17 protein-coding genes and 1 pseudogene are annotated in these 15,956 nt (G+C 55.5%); 6 read left to right on the plus strand and 12 right to left on the minus strand.

The genetic code is table 11. The features are described 5' to 3' along the window. Positions 1–33 precede the first annotated feature (33 nt). From ACOZIO_RS19375 to ACOZIO_RS19385, 3 genes are read left to right on the plus strand one after another with little or no spacing between them, the layout of a single operon-like run. Positions 34–1,203, plus strand: a complete 1,170-nt coding sequence (locus ACOZIO_RS19375; RefSeq protein ID WP_421595599.1) for an ABC transporter permease — start codon at positions 34–36, stop codon at positions 1,201–1,203. After that, positions 1,200–2,144 carry an ABC transporter ATP-binding protein gene (locus tag ACOZIO_RS19380; protein WP_129951905.1) on the plus strand — a complete coding sequence of 315 codons (945 nt, stop codon included), beginning with the start codon at positions 1,200–1,202 and terminating at the stop codon, positions 2,142–2,144. Before ACOZIO_RS19375 ends, ACOZIO_RS19380 begins: the two co-directional genes overlap by 4 nt. After that, positions 2,141–2,911: an ABC transporter permease gene (locus ACOZIO_RS19385; RefSeq protein WP_129951904.1), complete on the plus strand. Its 771-nt coding sequence runs from the start codon at positions 2,141–2,143 to the stop codon at positions 2,909–2,911. The genes ACOZIO_RS19380 and ACOZIO_RS19385 overlap by 4 nt, the downstream gene beginning before the upstream one ends. A 63-nt stretch (positions 2,912–2,974) precedes the next feature. On the opposite strand, the pseudogene ACOZIO_RS19390 reads toward ACOZIO_RS19385, so the two are convergent. Next, positions 2,975–3,076, minus strand: a pseudogene (locus ACOZIO_RS19390) (hypothetical protein); the annotation flags it as partial. Positions 3,077–3,300: 224 nt separating this feature from the next. Between ACOZIO_RS19390 and yedA the strand changes: the two are divergent. After that, positions 3,301–4,218: a drug/metabolite exporter YedA gene (gene yedA / locus ACOZIO_RS19395; RefSeq protein ID WP_235173160.1), complete on the plus strand. Its 918-nt coding sequence runs from the start codon at positions 3,301–3,303 to the stop codon at positions 4,216–4,218. A gap of 39 nt (positions 4,219–4,257) precedes the next feature. Here yedA and ACOZIO_RS19400 read toward each other — a convergent pair whose 3' ends face one another. Genes ACOZIO_RS19400 through ACOZIO_RS19440 form a run of 9 tightly spaced genes read right to left on the minus strand, consistent with a single transcriptional unit; the run spans position 4,258 to position 11,168 of the window. Further along, positions 4,258–4,794, minus strand: coding sequence for a DUF3833 domain-containing protein (locus tag ACOZIO_RS19400; RefSeq protein ID WP_129951902.1), 537 nt, complete (start codon positions 4,792–4,794; stop codon positions 4,258–4,260). Between the two features lie 20 nt (positions 4,795–4,814). Next, on the minus strand, positions 4,815–5,342 hold the full coding sequence (locus ACOZIO_RS19405; protein WP_129951901.1) for a hypothetical protein: 528 nt from the start codon (positions 5,340–5,342) through the stop codon (positions 4,815–4,817). Continuing rightward, positions 5,339–5,842 carry a DUF2878 domain-containing protein gene (locus tag ACOZIO_RS19410; RefSeq protein WP_421595600.1) on the minus strand — a complete coding sequence of 168 codons (504 nt, stop codon included), beginning with the start codon at positions 5,840–5,842 and terminating at the stop codon, positions 5,339–5,341. The genes ACOZIO_RS19405 and ACOZIO_RS19410 overlap by 4 nt, the downstream gene beginning before the upstream one ends. Further along, complete coding sequence (locus ACOZIO_RS19415; RefSeq protein ID WP_129951899.1) at positions 5,839–7,071, minus strand: SAM-dependent methyltransferase; 1,233 nt, start codon at positions 7,069–7,071, stop codon at positions 5,839–5,841. The genes ACOZIO_RS19410 and ACOZIO_RS19415 overlap by 4 nt, the downstream gene beginning before the upstream one ends. A 2-nt stretch (positions 7,072–7,073) precedes the next feature. Continuing rightward, positions 7,074–7,790 carry a DUF1365 domain-containing protein gene (locus ACOZIO_RS19420; protein WP_421595601.1) on the minus strand — a complete coding sequence of 239 codons (717 nt, stop codon included), beginning with the start codon at positions 7,788–7,790 and terminating at the stop codon, positions 7,074–7,076. Continuing rightward, positions 7,787–9,145: an NAD(P)/FAD-dependent oxidoreductase gene (locus ACOZIO_RS19425; protein WP_129951897.1), complete on the minus strand. Its 1,359-nt coding sequence runs from the start codon at positions 9,143–9,145 to the stop codon at positions 7,787–7,789. The genes ACOZIO_RS19420 and ACOZIO_RS19425 overlap by 4 nt, the downstream gene beginning before the upstream one ends. 1 nt (position 9,146) lies before the next feature. Then, positions 9,147–9,863 carry an SDR family NAD(P)-dependent oxidoreductase gene (locus ACOZIO_RS19430; protein WP_129951896.1) on the minus strand — a complete coding sequence of 239 codons (717 nt, stop codon included), beginning with the start codon at positions 9,861–9,863 and terminating at the stop codon, positions 9,147–9,149. Beyond that, positions 9,863–10,315: a nuclear transport factor 2 family protein gene (locus tag ACOZIO_RS19435; RefSeq protein ID WP_421595602.1), complete on the minus strand. Its 453-nt coding sequence runs from the start codon at positions 10,313–10,315 to the stop codon at positions 9,863–9,865. Before ACOZIO_RS19435 ends, ACOZIO_RS19430 begins: the two co-directional genes overlap by 1 nt. Next, positions 10,308–11,168, minus strand: a complete 861-nt coding sequence (locus ACOZIO_RS19440; RefSeq protein WP_129951894.1) for a MerR family transcriptional regulator — start codon at positions 11,166–11,168, stop codon at positions 10,308–10,310. The genes ACOZIO_RS19435 and ACOZIO_RS19440 overlap by 8 nt, the downstream gene beginning before the upstream one ends. A 180-nt stretch (positions 11,169–11,348) precedes the next feature. Between ACOZIO_RS19440 and ACOZIO_RS19445 the strand changes: the two genes are divergently transcribed. Both ACOZIO_RS19445 and ACOZIO_RS19450 read left to right on the plus strand, forming a co-directional pair. Next, entirely contained in the window at positions 11,349–11,918 is a 570-nt protein-coding gene (locus ACOZIO_RS19445) for a helix-turn-helix domain-containing protein (protein WP_129951893.1), read from the plus strand. A gap of 25 nt (positions 11,919–11,943) precedes the next feature. Then, positions 11,944–12,480 carry a GNAT family N-acetyltransferase gene (locus tag ACOZIO_RS19450; RefSeq protein WP_217139278.1) on the plus strand — a complete coding sequence of 179 codons (537 nt, stop codon included), beginning with the start codon at positions 11,944–11,946 and terminating at the stop codon, positions 12,478–12,480. Between the two features lie 566 nt (positions 12,481–13,046). Here the strand turns inward: ACOZIO_RS19450 and ACOZIO_RS19455 are convergent. Then, positions 13,047–14,042, minus strand: a complete 996-nt coding sequence (locus ACOZIO_RS19455; RefSeq protein ID WP_129952144.1) for an ABC transporter permease — start codon at positions 14,040–14,042, stop codon at positions 13,047–13,049. Positions 14,043–14,053: 11 nt separating this feature from the next. After that, positions 14,054–15,535, minus strand: a complete 1,482-nt coding sequence (locus tag ACOZIO_RS19460; RefSeq protein WP_129952145.1) for a sugar ABC transporter ATP-binding protein — start codon at positions 15,533–15,535, stop codon at positions 14,054–14,056. Positions 15,536–15,956 lie beyond the last annotated feature (421 nt).

Consider the following 15,956-nt stretch of genomic DNA (forward strand, 5'->3'; position numbering starts at 1 on the left):
TTCGGATCGTGCTCTTTGATATCAGGTAATGCTTTGACTTATCACTCACCCGTCAAAAACCGCGTCCTGCTGACGTTGGTTTTGCTGCTGTTGCTGGCCGGTTTCGGCCTGGCTTTCGTCAGCCATGCGCCTAACCGGCTGGTGTCCGGTAAAGGCATTTCGCTGGCGAGCCTGTTGCAGGGCTATTCTGCGTTACTTCTGCTGCCTGCCGCGTTGCTGCTGATTTGTGCCTTTCTCACACTGTATGGCCGTCATCATTTACTGGTGATGATGCTGGCAGAAATTCTGCTGACCGCCCTGGTGTGGCTGGCAGGGCACAGCGCATTACAACTGTCTGGCGGCAATGAAGACAGTATCGCACGCACTTCGCTGGGCGGCGGTTTCTGGGCCGGCGCAGCGCTTTGTCTGCTGATCGCGTCCGATGCTATTTCCCGTTTTACCCGTAATCACAGCCTGCGTATTTTGCTCAATGTGCAGATGATTGTGCCCGTGATTTTGCTGCTGGCGTACGGCCAGCTCGCTGAGCTTTCGTTGCTCAAAGAATACGATAACCGCTCCGATGTGTTTAACGACGCACTGTGGCAGCATCTGGGCATTTTGTCTGGCACGCTGGTGCCTGCGGTGTTGATTGGATTGCCGGTCGGTTTGCTCTGTCACCGCCAGCCCCGCTGGCGCGGGCCGGTATTGTCGGTACTGAACATTATTCAGACCGTGCCATCGATTGCACTGTTTGGTTTGCTGCTCGCGCCGCTGGCGGGGCTGGCAAAAGCGCTGCCGTGGCTGGCGGAGCACGGTATCAGCGGTATCGGGCTGGCACCGGCGATTATCGCGCTGGTGCTGTATTCGTTGTTGCCGCTGGTACGTGGTGTGATTGCCGGTCTTGAGTCAGTGCCGGAAGCGGTGACTGAATCCGCGCGCGGCATGGGCATGAACCGCGCACAGGTCTTTCTTCGTGTGCAGATGCCGATCGCCTTGCCGGTGATCCTGACCGGTATCCGCATTGTGGCAGTGCAAACCGTGGGTATGGCAATGGTTGCGGCGCTGATCGGCGCGGGCGGACTGGGTGCCATCATGTTCCAGGGGTTGCTCAGCAGCGCACTGGATCTGGTATTACTCGGGGTGATCCCGGCGGTACTGATGGCCGTGGTCGTCGACAGTATATTTAAATTCGCAGTTTCAATTCTGGAAACCACACGCAGATGATCCATTTCAAGCAGGTTAGCAAACACTTTGCCGGAAAAGCGGTCGTGCGCGATCTCACGCTGGAAATGGCCAAAGGCGAATTCACCGTGCTGATCGGCACCTCCGGTTCCGGGAAATCCACCACACTCAAAATGATCAACCGGCTGGTGGAGCATGATCGCGGGGAGATTTTGTTTGCCGGAGAACCGATAGAAAAATTCCGGGCGCAGGATTTACGCCGCCGGATGGGGTACGCCATCCAGTCCATCGGACTGTTTCCGCACTGGACGGTGGAAGAAAACATCGCCACTGTGCCGCAGTTGCTGAAATGGCCGAAAGCGAAAATCCGTGACCGTGTGACCGAACTGCTCGAACTGCTCAGTCTTGACCCGAAACAGTTCCGTCAGCGGTATCCGCACCAGCTTTCCGGCGGCCAGCAGCAGCGCGTTGGTGTGGCGCGGGCGCTGGCGTCTGACCCGGAAGTGTTGCTGATGGATGAACCCTTCGGCGCGCTCGATCCGGTGACCCGTGCTACGTTGCAGGAAGAAGTGGCTCGTATCCATAAAATCACTCACCGCACCATCGTGCTGGTGACACACGATATCGATGAAGCGCTGGCGCTGGGTGACCGCATCGTACTGCTCAATGACGGGCAGGTGGTGCAGCAGGGCACGCCGCTGGAACTGCTGACGCAACCGGCGACGTCATTTGTGCGCGATTTCTTCGGTGGCAGCGACATGGGGATCCGTTTGTTGTCGCTGTGCGAAGTTGGCTCACTGACGCGACGCGGCGAGCCGTATTCCGGCAGCCAGCCTCCGCTGACCGAAAATATGAACCTGAGTCAGGCGCTGTCAGCCTTTGTCGCACAGCAGGTTCAGCAATTGCCGGTGGTTGATGAGCAGGGGCAGCCGCTGGGCGTGCTGCATTTTGCAGATCTGACGGCACCCAGGAGCGGCGCATGAAACAGACAGTAGTGCGGATTATCACCGATCCTTTACTCTGGCTTTTCGCGCTGTTACTGGCGCTGATTTTCGGCATGACGTCGCTCGGCGGCCTGTTCCACTGGATGTTCCCGGCACTCAGCAGGCCGGTGTATCAGCAGGAAAGTTTCGCCGCGCTGGTACAGGCGCATCTGTTGCTGGTGGGGATTTCCAGTCTGATCGCGGTGGTGATTGGCGTGGCGGCAGGCGTCGGTGTGACGCGTCCGGCAGGCAAAGAATTCCGCTCTCTGGTGGAAACGCTGGTGGCCATGGGGCAGACCTTTCCGCCGGTTGCGGTGCTGGCCGTGGCGGTGCCGGTGATGGGGTTTAGCGAAAAACCGGCGATTATTGCGCTGGTGCTTTACGGGTTGTTGCCGGTTTTACAGGGGACGATTGCCGGTATTGAATCGGTCCCGGCATCGGCGCGCGAGATTGCGCAGGGCGTGGGGATGAGCCGCTGGCAGATGCTGCGAAAAGTGGAAATTCCGCTGGCGGCACCGGTGATTATTTCAGGGATCCGCACGTCCGTGATTATCAATATCGGGACGGCGGCAATAGCCTCGTCGGTCGGTACCTTGAGCCTCGGCTCGCCGATTATCATCGGCCTGAGCGGTTTTAATACCGCTTATGTATTGCAGGGCGCGGTGATTGTCGCACTGCTGGCGATTTGTGTGGATATGCTATTTGAACGCTGGAGTCAATGGTTACAACGCTGGCAGCAACGGTCAGTGGGCAAATCAGTTCGCTGATGCCGGCGCTGGTGCAGGCACTACTGAAGGGGCGTCGCTGTCGCTGACCGGTTTAGCGTCGTCCTGAATCACCACCGCATAACCGGCAACCATCACGCCACCAATTGCGCCGATTGCCATCAGACCAAACAGCGCGATAAATAATTTTTTGCCAAGCGAGTTCATGTAAGTACCTCAGGATTTTGAACGGGGAATTATAAATCGTTTCCTCACCCCTGCAACAGACTATTCATGCTGTGATTACTTTTAGGGGGGATGCCATTGCATTTTTCGTCATATACAGAAACTTTTTAACAACATTTTGACGCGATCGCACAGATTTCCTTGCCGTTATTCGCGCCAATAGCGTTAACTGTCTGCCTTCGTTATCACGCTAATAAGTTATTCCTATGACTGGTTCTGCTACCCGTTCTCTGCTGCCACTGATCGCTGCACTTTTTGCACTGTATTTTATCTGGGGTTCTACCTATTTCGTCATCCGCGTGGGCGTAGAAAGCTGGCCACCGCTGATGATGGCCGGGCTGCGTTTCTTCCTCGCCGGGTGCATTCTTTTTAGCTTTCTGTTGTTACGCGGGCATAAAGTGCCGGCGCTTAAACAGTGGATGGCCGCCGGTGCGGTGGGAGTTTTGCTGCTCTCGGTCGGTAACGGGCTGGTGACGGTGGCTGAACATATGCAGGTGCCGTCAGGCATTGCTGCGGTAATGGTCGCGACCGTGCCGCTGTTTACATTGTGCTTCAGTCGTCTGTGGGGTATGCCCAACAGCCGCCTCGAGTGGACCGGTGTCGCGATAGGCCTGTTCGGGATCGTGCTGCTCAATACCGGCAGCAATCTGGTAGGCAACCCGTGGGGGGCGGCGCTGATCCTGCTTGCCTCGTTAAGCTGGGCATTCGGTTCGGTGTGGAGTTCGCGTCTGCCGTTACCAAAAGGCTTAATGGCCGGTGCCGCAGAAATGATTATTGCAGGCGTGGTGCTGCTGGTAGCCAGCCGGTTCAGCGGTGAGCATCTGACGGCAGTCCCCGGGACGAGCGGTTTTCTGGCGCTCGGTTATCTGGTGGTGTTTGGCTCGATGATTGCCATCAGCGCCTATATGTTTTTGCTGAAAACCGTCCGACCTGCCGTGGCCACCAGTTATGCCTATGTGAACCCGATTGTGGCTGTTCTGCTGGGCATCGGCTTCGGCGGCGAATCCCTCTCACCGGTCGAATGGGTGGCGTTAGGTGTTATTCTCTGCGCGGTATTGCTGGTGACGCTGGGAAAATTCGTGTTCGGGCGCAGGAAGACTGAGATTAAAGAAGTGAAGGTTTAATTCTCCCCTTTGCAGGGGAGGGAGCCGATCGAGCTTACCTCACTGCTTCTCAAAGAAGATCGTCACCCGCGCGACTTCTACGCCGAATTTTTTCAGCGCGGTGACGTTAAACAGATGCTGCTGATCCTGCTGGTAAATCCAGTCATCGAACGTCAGACGATAGGTGCTGCCGCCTGATTTCACATCCATCACATATTTCCAGTTAAAGGCATTGCCGGCGGATTGCCCGGTGGCGGTGCCGATAATGTCGCCTGCCGTACCGGTATAACTGCCGTCCGCCAGTTTGCGGATACGCCAGATGCGGGTCTGTTTCTCACCATCGTCATACACAAAATTTTCATGCAACGTCAGCGTATCACCCGCAACGTCACCGTGGATTCTCGCCGTGAAACGCCGGGTTTGTTTGTTACTGTGATCCTGCACCATGCCGTAGGCGATGCTGTCACCGGCGAACCAGGTGAAAATATCCAGTTTCGGTTGCGCCTGTGCGTAATCCTGAATATTGGCTTTGCAGCCGGTGAGTAACAGCATACCGCCGACGACCAGCGTGACAAAAATCTTGCGCAGAACAGTCATAAAACCTCCATAAGATGCCATTAATCGGGCGCGGATGCGCCGGTCAGCTTACTGCGTAAATCAGGATACTGCGTGGCAGGCGAGAGCCAGATTGCCAGAAAGGCATCGCGGAATGCCGGGCTGAAAGGCCGTCCCACCGGCGTACTCAGCACGCTGTTGGCGGGCTGGCTGTAAAACTGGCCGCCTTTTTCAGTCGCGACAAACACGATTTCACTGCCGTTACTGACATCCGGCCAGGTGTTTTGCACCGCGTCCGGCCAGCCATTTTTTTGTGCCTCTGCCAGTATGCCCAGAGCCTGCCATTGTTCTTCGGTGGCTTTGGTCAGTTCCTGATGATCAATGCTGCGCAGATATTCAATCACCAGCGCCTGCGGCCATTTTCCGGTCTGATATTTACCGTCAGGTGTCAGCAGTTGCGAATGATAAACCTCAAAAGGCCCCCAGCTCAGGGTGGCGCGTCCGACCTGTTGCCATGCCCCCCATGGTGTGGCAGCCAGGGCAGAGAAAGACATCATCAGCGAAAGTGCTGCCAGCAATAGGCGTGTCATCGGGTTTTCCGTCCTGTGTTATGGCTGAGCAGTACCGGCAGGCTGATCAGCGGTAAGAATATCGCCCAGCCTGTTGCCAGCAGCAGCCAGACATAAACGGGTGTAGCGAGAAGTTGCATGGCACCGAGTTGCATTCCCAGGTAATAGGCCAGCGGGCCACTGACCGCGCCGAGGGGTATCAGCCAGTACCACGTCAGCCGTAAATTGCTGAGTAACCACAGCCACCAGGCGCTGAAGCCCAGCCATAACGCCATCATCCACGGTGGGACGGCGGAAGAACCCGTAAATTCAAACAGCCCCAAAATGCACCACAGCGAATCCATTATGATGCCCAGCGTGCAGGCAACGGCGACCCATAACCGGCGTTTTGCTGGCGTAAACGCCAGCATCAGAAAACTGCTTAACAGCAGGAAGAGGATAAAGCGCCCGCGCCCCCACACGGCCAATGTCCACCAGACGTCAAAGCCCAGTGTCAGCAGCCAGAAGCACAAAGATTTCATCCGCGTCGCTCGGCAACAAGCTGAACGGTGCTGATGGTGCGGGCACGGAAACCTGCCTCGCAGTAGCACAGATAGAACAGCCACAGGCGGCGGAAATATTCGTCCTGCACTCCGTCTGTCTGCGTGCTCCAGTAGCGCTGAACCCGTTCCCGCCATTCATGAAGCGTACGGGCGTAATCGGAACCGATATCGAACAGATCACGCACCACCAGACTGGTGCAGCGGGTCATCGCGTCATTCATGGCAGTAATGGAAGGCAAAAAGCCACCGGGGAAAACATAACGCTGAATAAAATCGACATTACGGCTGTAGGCGGCATAACGCTGGTCTGCAATAGTAATTGCCTGAATGGCCATCCGCCCATGAGGTTTGAGCAGCGCGTTACAGCGTTTGAAAAAGGTGGAAAGATACTGCTTGCCGACCGCTTCGATCATCTCTATCGACACCAGTTTGTCGAACTGACCCCGCAATGAACGATAATCTTCAAACAGCACCGTCACGCGGTCACTCAGCCCGGCCTGTTCGATCCGTTCACAGGCAAAGCGATATTGTTCGCGGGAAATGGTGGTCGTGGTCACCTGACAGCCGTATTCCCGCGCGGCAAATTCGGCCATGGCGCCCCAGCCGGTGCCGATCTCCAATAAATGATCGCCCGCTTTCAATTGCAGCTGTTCACATAAACGGCGCATCTTGGCTTCCTGCGCCTGTTCCAGGGTCATCTGCGGTTCCTGATACCAGGCCGATGAATAAAGCATCTTCTCATCAAGAAAACCCTGGTAAAAATCGTTGCCCAGGTCGTAATGGGCTGAAATATTTTTACGCGCCTGTGACAGACTGTTACGGCGGAAAAAATGAACGATTTTTTTGGCTGGCGTACTCAGCCAGCTGAGGCGTGCTTCGAGTTTGTCGACCAGCCTGAGGTTCTCGGCCAGCAGTTGCAGAACAACGGTCAGATTGGGCGTTGTCCAGTCGCCATCAATAAAGCTTTCACCGGCGGCGACGCTGCCACCCAGCAGTACACGACGGTAGGCACGCAGGTGCCGGATGTCGATTTCACCCTGTAATACCGCAGTCGGATCGCCAAATAATATTGCCTCCTCGCCGGGTTCCCGCAGGGTCAGGCCGGCACCCTTAAGCTGCTTTAGTACACCAAGAATCAATGCGCGTGCCGCCTTGCTGCGCCTGTTATTCGCCCTGTCACGGGCGAGCTGCATTTCAGGTTGACTCATGGTCAGTCCTTATCAACGGGAGGATGAGAATAAACGGGGGCCCGTTTCAGCCACAGTTTCAGCGCCTGCCAGTAAATGGTCAGTGCGGTTTTTGCGGTCATAAGAGGCAGTCGCCACAATTGCTGACGCAACGCCGTGCGGGTCAGCGGACGGGCTGTCAGTGAAAGGGTTGCATCGAATTCCCGTGTCTGGCGGTGATTTTCGATAGTGATATGCAACTGCTTTCCCGGCGGTGTCAGCCGCCAGTGATAGAACATGTCCATCGGATTAAAAGGCGACACATGAAAGGCTTTCGGCACCGGTTGCGAACCGTCAGGGAGGACGGCATAGGTGTGGCGCTCGTTCCAGGGTGTATTACGCACCTCGGCCAGCATCCAGCGCAAAACACCCTGCTGATCATAGAGATAGTAAAAATTCACCGGATTAAAATAGCAGCCGAAATAGCATAACTGACACAACAACATCACCCGTCCGTCCGGGCGTTCGCCGGTCAGTGCTTCAATTCGCGCCTGCGCTTTGATTTTGATATCACCGCCGCCGAGATAATCTTTGCGGCGAAAACTGGCGGCGGAAAACCGTTCGAGCTGAATACCTTTTGCAGGTAACTGATCCAGTTCATCCAGGTCAATCAGCGGCATGAAAATATCGTAGTCGAAACGGTGTTCAACCGGCGTAAACCGGCGATGGCGCACCGTGCCGACATACAACTGGCTGTTCATGACGCTTCCTGTTTTTCATGCTCATTGTGTAACCGGCCACTGAAAAGTTGCAGGTTGAGTTTCTCCGCTACGTCACGCGCGCTGTTAACGCCGTCTTCATGAAAGCCGTTGTACCAGTAGGCCCCGCAGAACCAGGTGCGGTTGTGACCATTGATCCGGTAGCGTTCCTGCTGCGCGTGATGACTGGCGAGATTGAGAACAGGATGCATGTAGGTGGTACGGAACAGAACCTTGTTTTCATCAATCGGTGTCAGCGGGTTGAGTGACACACAAAAAGTCTGCGGTGCGTTCAGTCCCTGCAAAATATTCATGTTATAGGTCACACTGGCACGGCGATGGTGTGCTGCATTACTGTCGCGCATATCTGCGCGGTCCGTCAGATGCAGTGAATTGGGCAACTGATAATTCCAGCTCGCCCAGGCGCGTTTTTCCCGTGGCAGGAGATGTGTATCGGTATGCAAAATGACGTCATTGCTCTGATAAGGCAGGGCGCTGAGAATGCTCTGCTCATCTGCGCTGGCGTTATCACCCAGAATCGCCAGTGCCTGATCGGAGTGACAGGCAAAAACAATCTGATCAAAATGCGCCTCGCCGTACGGCGAGTGCAGCGTCACGCCGGCAGGCGTGCGTATGACGTTACTGACCGGCGCATGCGTGAGCAGCCTGACGTTGGCCGGAAGTTTTTCCTGCATCCGGCGGATATATTCCCGCGACCCGCCGGGTACCACCATCCACTGCGGGCGGTTGCTGACGTCCAGCAGCCCGTGATTATCGAAAAAGCGCAGGAACATCGACAGCGGGAATTCCGCCATATCGCTCAGCGAAGAAGACCAGATGGCCGCCCCCATCGGCAGCACATAATGCAGGGCGAAAAACGGCGTGAAACCGTTTTGATCAAGCAAATCAGCCAGCGTATCTTCGTCATTGTGCGGGTTCAGCAGGCGTGCTTTGCACAGTTTGTTAAACCGCAGGATCTCAAGGATAAACCGCCAGAATTGCGGCCTGAACAGATTGCGGCGCTGGGCAAACAGGCTGTTCAGCGAGTGGCCGTTGTATTCAAGTTTGTTAACCGGATTGCGTACGGAAAAACTCATTTCCGTCGGCTGGCCTTCAATGCCCAGTTCTTTGAGCAGGGCAATAAAATGCGGGTACGTCCGCGAGTTATAGACGATAAAACCGGTGTCGATGGCGTATTCTTTTCCGTCGGAAATCACATCCCGCGTGGCAGTATGTCCGCCTAACGTTTCCGCGGCTTCAAAGACGGTAATCTCGCAGTCTGGCTGACTTTTTGCCAGCAACCACGCACAGCTCAGCCCTGAGATCCCACTGCCCACAATCGCGACTTTTGTTGTCATTTTATTTCACCATTTTCCGGCATAACCTTTGTTGCAGACTAACGGGCAGCAACGAAGCTACCTTGAGTAAACGAACAAAAAGCGGGGGGAAAGCAATTTCATTGTCACCGCGCGCCAGTTTTTTACGGATATGCTTTGAGGCTTGCGTGACGCTTACCATCATCGGCATCGGGAAATCATTGCGCGATGTCAGCGGCGTTTCGACAAACCCCGGCTGGATCAGGGAAATGTGAATCTGACGTTTCGCCAGATCAACCGCCAGAGAACGGGCAAAAAAGGCCAGCGCGGCTTTGGATGCTCCATAAGCTTCACTGCGTGCAAATGGCAGCAACCAGGCGACGGAACCCACCAGTGCCACCCGACTGCCGGGTGCTAAGCCGGGCAGCAGGGCATCAAGGCAATTGACCGGACCGGTAAAATTGGTGTTCATCACCCGCATGACTTTTTCGGCATCGACGACGCCATTGTCGAGATATTCGCAGGTGCCGGCGCAAAGAATCGCTAAATCGACCTGCCGGCCCTGCAGGGCCTCACGGGTTGCGTGTAAATCAGTGATATCAAAACGTAGCGGGATGATGAGCGGGCTGGCTGCGGCGACCGCCATCAGCTTTTCCTCATCGCGCCCACAGGCAATGACTTCCCAGCCTCCGGCGGCATAATCCTGCGCCAGTTGTTTTCCGATACCTGAACTGGCACCGGTAATCAGCACGCGGCGCATTATTTCAACCTGGCTTTGACAGCGCGTACGGCACTGCCGAGCACCGGAACGTGTTCATACAACATTGCACCGAGATCGTAATAATCGCGCTGATAGATAATGCGGTTTTCATTCATACGCAGATGGGTTGCGCCGTTAAGGAACATCTCCTGACCCTTTTTCAGTGCCGGATGCGAAAATCCCATCTGCCAGAACAGTGAGGCTTCATCGCCCTGAACCAGCGGAGGCTGGATCTCAAAACGGCAGTAATTCACTTTTTTAAGCAGTTGCGCAAAATAGTGTTCCAGCGCATCAACGCCTTCGTAATGCGATACCGGATCGATAAACACTACCTGCGGATGATAAATGCGTGAAAGCTGCGGCAGGCGGCTGGTGTCGAGATAGCTGTAAAACTCGCACAGCTGCGCAAGAACATCGGCGGATAGGGTGGTCTCAGGAAAATGTTTAATCATTATTTTTTCCTTGCTGAGGGACTGGCACGATATGAAGACCGGCATGACGGTCATCCTCATGCAGGTGCTCGCCGGACTCATCTTCCACTACGTCTGTTTCTTCTGCCCCCAGCAACACGGCGGTACTGCCCAGCAGGACTATCGACAAACCCTGTTCCACCCAGTTCAACAACCGCTGGCGCTGAACCTGTGTCAGACGGCCTTCAGACCACAACAGAATTTGTGAACCGCTCAGGTTTTCCAGGTAAGGTTCGCTGAGCTGAACCGGCAATATCTCGATCTGCAATCCTGCCTCGCAACGCACAATGGCTTCGAGCCACAACTCGGTGCTGTCCACCTGACCCCAGCCGACCAGGGTGGCCAGCGGGCCGGGACGTTTACGCGCCGCGTTCATGCTCATCACCGAATGTTCAATGATCAGGCCATCGAGCTGGCTGCGTAACATCAGCAGTCGTGAATCGCCGGAACTCAGACGCGCACGAAGCGGACGAAGCACATTATTCACGAATGCCGCCGCCGGATATTCACGGCCACACTCCATCATCAGCTGACGAACTTTCTGCGGGCGGCCGTCCTGTAAGGCGGTGAGCAACTGATGTTCTGACTGTGACCAGCCGCCGGGTAGCGCATCCACTTTGCCTTCCAGCAGCGATTTCACCTGTCCGACCGGAATGCCGCGATTGATCCACCCCAGGATGGTGCGGATGGTATCCAGATCATCATCATTAAAAAGACGATGACCGCCTTCCGTGCGTTGCGGCTTCAGCAGGCCGTAACGCCGCTGCCAGGCACGCAGCGTAACCGGGTTGATACCACAAATTCGAGCGACTTCGCCGATGCTATACAGAGACATAATTCAATCCAAAATATTCATACCACTTATAAGCTAACTCTAGCGCCAGATTTCAAACTTGTACAACTTTATTATTTTTGTACAACTTGTCTCATTCTTTTGGGTTACAGGTTTTTAACTTGCAATATTCTCACATCAGAGATATTTTCCCTTTATTGAGATTTTACGGCAGAACAACAAATGGACGCAGGGCAGGAGAGTCATGACCGCCGGCTGGCGGAACGGCTGACAGCATTGCGCGTCAGTCAGGGCTGGTCACTCGAACAACTGGCGCAGCTGACCGGCATCAGCCGCGCAACGCTTTCACGCGTAGAACGGGCAGAAACCAGCCCGACCGCCTCGTTACTTGGTAAACTGAGTGCAGCTTACGGGCTGACGATGTCCCGTTTGCTGATGGCGCTGGAAGATAATCCGCCGGAGCTTATCCGCGCCTCACAACAACCGGTCTGGCATGACCGGCAAACCGGCTTCGAGCGTCGTTCCGTCTCCGCGCCGGCACCGGGATTTCGCGCCGAACTCATTACCGGCGTGCTGAAAGCGGGCGCGACTATCTCGTATGATTCGCCGCCGGTAGAGGGCCTCGAACAGCACATCTGGCTGCTGGAAGGCGTACTGGAATTCACGCTCGATAGCCGCAGCTACCGGCTGGAAGCGGGCGACTGCCTGCGTTTTCATCTCCACGGCGCGTCTTCTTTTCACGTTCCCGGCCCGGCTGATGCACGTTACGCCATTGTTATTTCACGTCCTTAATGTCTGATGAGAAAGGTTGGTTCCGATGCAACATAATCATGAAGTGGTGATCAGTGAAGTGCAGGGGGGGGTATTGCCGGTGGACGATCTGGATGCGCTGGCCGAAACCCTGATGCAGTCCGTGGCGCGGGGTGCCAGCATCGGTTTTATTCTGCCGTTCGGTTTTGTGCAGGCGCAGGCGTTCTGGCAAAAGTTATTACCGGCTTTTGCGCGGGGAGAAAAACGTCTGCTGGTGGCGCGTCTGGCGGGCAAAATCATCGGCACGGTGCAGCTGGTGGTTGATCAGCCCGCCAACGGCGCGCACCGTGGTGACGTGGTTAAACTGATGGTTCATCCTGATGGCCGCCGCAAAGGTGTTGCGCGCCGACTGATGACAGCGGTTGAAGCGCTGGCGCGTGAGGAGGGTAAAACGCTGCTGGTGCTGGATACGGTGACGGGCAGCCCGGCGCAAACGCTGTATGAAAATCTGGGCTTTACCCTGAGCGGAACGATCCCGCACTATGCGATGTCGACGGCGGGGATGCTGGAGTCCACCAGTGTGATGTATAAAGTGCTGATGTGAAATGTTTTAAAGTCAAAACCGTGGGCGTCGGCCCACACCGACTTGGGGGGCGGCCTATCGCCGCCGCCCCCCAAGACCCCCCGGGCTCTTTCACTGCACGCTCCGCTCGCTGACTATGTTTCATAAGCCGCAGTGATAGCCGCAAAATCCCGCCGCTGCGCGGTTCCCTCCCATCGGGTTACAACCCGCGCAAAAAGATGCGCGGTTTTCCACCTCTCGTCCGGCGGTATTTTGGAACCGGCCTCAGGCTCTTAATTCACAACCTGACTGATTTTGAAATCTAAAAACTGTCTGCCCTTGAATTTAAGATGCTGCGGGCGTTTCAGAAAGCTTGCTGAATGAGAGGTTGCAGACCTAAGGCTGCAATCCCGAAATGAAGGTACCGCGCAGCGGCAAGATTTCCAGCCTGTCGCGGTGGTTGCTGAAACATAGTGACTAGCGATAGCGCGCAGTGTAAGAGCCCGGGATTCTCAAGGGGTGCGGCGACAGGCGCCCCTTGAGGCCAGTTTGGGTGGCAACCCAAGGTGTTGACCTTAAGGGCCAGCTTGGGTGCCGGACCCAAAAAATCACCGTTTCTGAATATACGTCAGCGCCAGCGCCACTGCCAGCACCAGCCCTTTGATGATATCCATCGCATAATAGGGTACTGACAACATGACCAGCCCGTTCGACAGCACGCCCAGGATCACCGCACCAAGCAGTGTGCCGAGCGCATTAGGTTTACCGGAACCTGCCAGCGAAAAACCGATATACGCGGCGGCAACGGCGTCCATCAGATAGCCGCCACCGGCGTTGACCTGCGAGGAGCCGATGCGCGAAGCCAGCAAAATCCCGCCTGCACCGGCAAGTACCGATGACATGACATACGCGATAACCCGATAACGGGCGGTGCGGATCCCCGCCAGGCGTGCCGCCAGCGGGTTGCCGCCGATGGCGTACATGCGGCGTCCATGTTTGGTCAGCGACATAAACAGTTGTACCGCAAGGGTGACGACGGCCATCACGATCACGATCACCGGCACCTGGCCGAGCAGGCTGAACACCGCAGGCACTGTGCCTTCGGCCATATCACCGCTTGGCAATAACATGTTTTCAGTGATGGAACCGCCATAGCTGTAGGTCATTGCCGCACCCTGGATCACGAACAGACTGGCGAGCGTCGCCAGCATGTCAGGAATTTTCAGGATGACGATCAGAAAGGCATTGAACAGTCCGACCAGCGTACACAACGCCAGCGTGATAAGTATCGCTTCGGTGGTGCCGAAACCATGCCAGACGAACATTGAAATCACCAGCGCATTGGCGAGCGACGCCGTTGAGCCGACTGATAAATCGAAGCCGCCGACCGCAAGGGAAATCGATACGCCGATGGCAATGACTGTCACGATAGCAATTGAACGCAGAATGTTGATGATGTTCGACGGTTCGAGGAAATTATCTGACGCCAGACCAAACGCGGCGATCAGCAATACCACGGTCAGCAACATGCCCCATTTATACAAAAACTCGAACAGTTGATGACGCCACGGCTGGCGGGCATCGGGCACATTTTCTTTACTCACCACGGCTTTGTTCACGCGGGTATTCCTCCGGTTGAATAGACTAATAACGTTTCTTCGTCGATGTCTGCGGCGTTCAGTTCGGCGACGATACGGCCGTCCCATAACACCAGAATGCGGTCGCACAAACCGACCAGTTCGGCGAACTCACCGGACGCATAAATAATGCCTTTTCCCTGTTGCGCCAGGCCGTCGATCAACCTGAACACATCCGTTTTGGCCTTGATGTCTACGCCTTTGGTCGGTTCGTCGAAGATCAGCACCTGACTCTCACTGCGCAGCCATTTTCCGATGGCGACCTTTTGCTGGTTGCCACCGGAAAGCCGTGCCAGCTTTTGCATTGGCCCGGAGGCGCGAATGCCTAAGCGGCCGATAATGTCTTTCGCCCACGACAGCGACTGACGCGTACTGAAAATACTCCAGCGCGAAAACGTATCGTCAGCGGTCACACTCAGGTTCATCGGGATATCTTCGTCAATGAAAATCCCTTCCTTGCGCCGTTCTTCCGGCACTAACGCCAGTCCCTGTTCCACGGACAGGTGCGGCTCCTTTGGCTTCCACGGTTTGCCATTCAGCTCACCACTGTCGATCTGGCTCGGCGTCGCGCCGAACAGCGCTTTGCAAAGTTCGGTTTTTCCGGCCCCGGCCAGCCCGGCGATCCCGAGTATTTCTCCCCGATGCAGACGCAGTGAAATATCGCGCAGTTTGTCTTTATCGTGCATCCCGCGGATGCTTAGCAGGGTTTCACCGCTGTGAGGCGGGCGGCGGGGCGGATAAATATCGTCAAGCTGATGACCAATCATTTTCTCGATAATGTGTTCATTGCTCAGACCGTTCATGCTGTCATCGCTGACCAGACGCCCGTCGCGCAGCACCGTCATGCGGTCGCAGATGTCGCGCAGCTCATGGATGCGGTGTGAGATAAATACGATCGCCATTCCGGCCGCTTTCAGCTTGCGCACCAGCGCGAACAGTCGCGCACTTTCCGCCTGATCCAGCGGCGCAGTCGGTTCATCGAGGATCAGAAAACGGCATTTATGCGATAACGCACGCGCCAGCAGAATCAGTTGCTTCTCAGCCAGCGTGCAGCTTTCGATCCGCGCCCGCAGGCTGATGTTCAGCCCGAGTTGTTCGGTCAGCAACTGCGCCTGATGGTATAGCTGCGACCAGTTGTGCAAATGGCCCGGCTCCGAAAGCCGGTCCAGCATAATGTTTTCAGCGACGTTGAGCGTTGGCACCAGAGCAACATCGACTTCCTGCTGTACCAGATGGATCCCGTGCTGGCGGGCATGATGCGGCAGGCGGATATTGACTGCTTCGCCGTCAATGTTTATCTGCCCGGTGTAATGATCATGCGTACCGGAAAGCACGGCCATCAGCGTCGATTTTCCCGCGCCATTCGCCCCGACCAATGCATGTACGGAGCCGCCTTCCAGTGTGAAATCCACCTGGCGCAGGGCAGGGAAACCGGCAAATGAAATCGAGATATTACGCATCTCAAGAAGGGAGGAAGTCACTGGGCGTTGGGCCTTATTAATAGACGGATGGGTATTTAGACGTTTAGCCGTCTAAGACTCGCAGTAGCAGAGTTTTAACATATCGGGGAATTTAAGCAACAAAATAAAAGTGATAACTAAGAGCGAAAAGATCTAAAGTCTTCAGCGGAAACTTGATCGACTCCCTCACCTGCGAAGGGGAGGGTTGGGGTATTAAAGACAAATCAGCGGGTCAAGTTACCGGACAGGCATTGGCGTTAATACTTAACACTCCCTCCCGGCCTCCCCCTTCGCTGAACTGAACCCCGAATGTTGGACTTTTTAAACCTTCATTCGGAGTTCATATGAAATACAATTTTCAAATCAAACTTATGGCCGTCAGGCATTACCTTGATGGTCGTGACGGCTACAAACTCACTGC

Origin of the sequence: Rahnella sp. PD4, from assembly GCF_049199325.1 — a bacterium.
In the GTDB taxonomy this organism is placed as follows: domain Bacteria; phylum Pseudomonadota; class Gammaproteobacteria; order Enterobacterales; family Enterobacteriaceae; genus Rahnella; species Rahnella perminowiae.

Excerpts from the sequence above, each read along its gene's own strand:
- ACOZIO_RS19415 (WP_129951899.1), bottom strand. The coding sequence starts at position 7,071 with ATGAGTCAACCTGAAATGCAGCTCGCCCGTGACAGGGCGAATAACAGG.
- ACOZIO_RS19450 (WP_217139278.1), top strand. The coding sequence starts at position 11,944 with ATGCAACATAATCATGAAGTGGTGATCAGTGAAGTGCAGGGGGGGGTA.
- ACOZIO_RS19380 (WP_129951905.1), top strand. The coding sequence starts at position 1,200 with ATGATCCATTTCAAGCAGGTTAGCAAACACTTTGCCGGAAAAGCGGTC.
- ACOZIO_RS19405 (WP_129951901.1), bottom strand. The coding sequence starts at position 5,342 with ATGACACGCCTATTGCTGGCAGCACTTTCGCTGATGATGTCTTTCTCT.
- ACOZIO_RS19410 (WP_421595600.1), bottom strand. The coding sequence starts at position 5,842 with ATGAAATCTTTGTGCTTCTGGCTGCTGACACTGGGCTTTGACGTCTGG.
- ACOZIO_RS19400 (WP_129951902.1), bottom strand. The coding sequence starts at position 4,794 with ATGACTGTTCTGCGCAAGATTTTTGTCACGCTGGTCGTCGGCGGTATG.
- ACOZIO_RS19430 (WP_129951896.1), bottom strand. The coding sequence starts at position 9,863 with ATGCGCCGCGTGCTGATTACCGGTGCCAGTTCAGGTATCGGAAAACAA.
- ACOZIO_RS19440 (WP_129951894.1), bottom strand. The coding sequence starts at position 11,168 with ATGTCTCTGTATAGCATCGGCGAAGTCGCTCGAATTTGTGGTATCAAC.
- ACOZIO_RS19445 (WP_129951893.1), top strand. The coding sequence starts at position 11,349 with ATGGACGCAGGGCAGGAGAGTCATGACCGCCGGCTGGCGGAACGGCTG.
- ACOZIO_RS19385 (WP_129951904.1), top strand. The coding sequence starts at position 2,141 with ATGAAACAGACAGTAGTGCGGATTATCACCGATCCTTTACTCTGGCTT.
- ACOZIO_RS19420 (WP_421595601.1), bottom strand. The coding sequence starts at position 7,790 with ATGAACAGCCAGTTGTATGTCGGCACGGTGCGCCATCGCCGGTTTACG.
- ACOZIO_RS19435 (WP_421595602.1), bottom strand. The coding sequence starts at position 10,315 with ATGATTAAACATTTTCCTGAGACCACCCTATCCGCCGATGTTCTTGCG.
- ACOZIO_RS19460 (WP_129952145.1), bottom strand. The coding sequence starts at position 15,535 with ATGCGTAATATCTCGATTTCATTTGCCGGTTTCCCTGCCCTGCGCCAG.
- ACOZIO_RS19425 (WP_129951897.1), bottom strand. The coding sequence starts at position 9,145 with ATGACAACAAAAGTCGCGATTGTGGGCAGTGGGATCTCAGGGCTGAGC.
- yedA (WP_235173160.1), top strand. The coding sequence starts at position 3,301 with ATGACTGGTTCTGCTACCCGTTCTCTGCTGCCACTGATCGCTGCACTT.